General features: G+C 72.2%; 1 protein-coding gene. It reads left to right on the plus strand.

The window, feature by feature from the left end; translation table 11 throughout:
* Positions 1 to 89: 89 nt before the first annotated feature.
* On the plus strand, positions 90 to 604 hold a 515-nt coding region (locus tag CH341_RS31785), incomplete at its 3' end, for a glycosyltransferase family 9 protein (RefSeq protein ID WP_483475701.1).

Genomic DNA, 604 nt, shown 5'->3' on the forward strand with positions numbered 1-604 from the left:
CTTTCGCTCGGCACCCTCTCCCGCGAGGGGAGAGGGTTTGGAGCGAGCCGCACCGCCGCCCCCATCAGCATCGCGTCGTGAGTGCTTCCGTGTCCGTTGCTTCGTCCTCCGCCCCGCCCGCCGGAGATCTCCGCCCCATCGCCGTCATCGTCGACCGCGAGGGGCTCGGCGACTCCCTGCTCAAGATGCCGTTCCTGCGGGCGATCGCGCGGGCCTATCCGGGGCGGCCGATCTGGTGGATCGCCAGCCACCAGACGTCGATGGCGCACGAGCTCGCGCCCTTCGTGCTTCCGCTGATCTCCAACGTGATCGAGCACGCCGGGCTGACGCGTCCGCCGCTGCCGGTGGTCGGGCGATTGAGGAAGCTGCCGCCGTTCGAGCTGGTGTTCGATTCGCGCACCCGCGGCCTGACCGTGCTGCTCGCCCGCCTGTTCCTGTCGCATCGCGGCTTCTACTGCTGCCTGCCCGGTTACCTGTTCTCGTCGCGGCGGCCGCCCGGGCGCTTCGCCCGGCCGCGCGGCATCGCGGCCCGCATGCTCAGCCTCGCCGAGGCGGCGATCGGCGGGCCGGTCGACTGGGAGGGCGGCCTGCCGGTGTCCGACGA

The organism is Rhodoplanes roseus (genome assembly GCF_003258865.1).
In the GTDB taxonomy this organism is placed as follows: Bacteria; Pseudomonadota; Alphaproteobacteria; order Rhizobiales; family Xanthobacteraceae; genus Rhodoplanes; species Rhodoplanes roseus.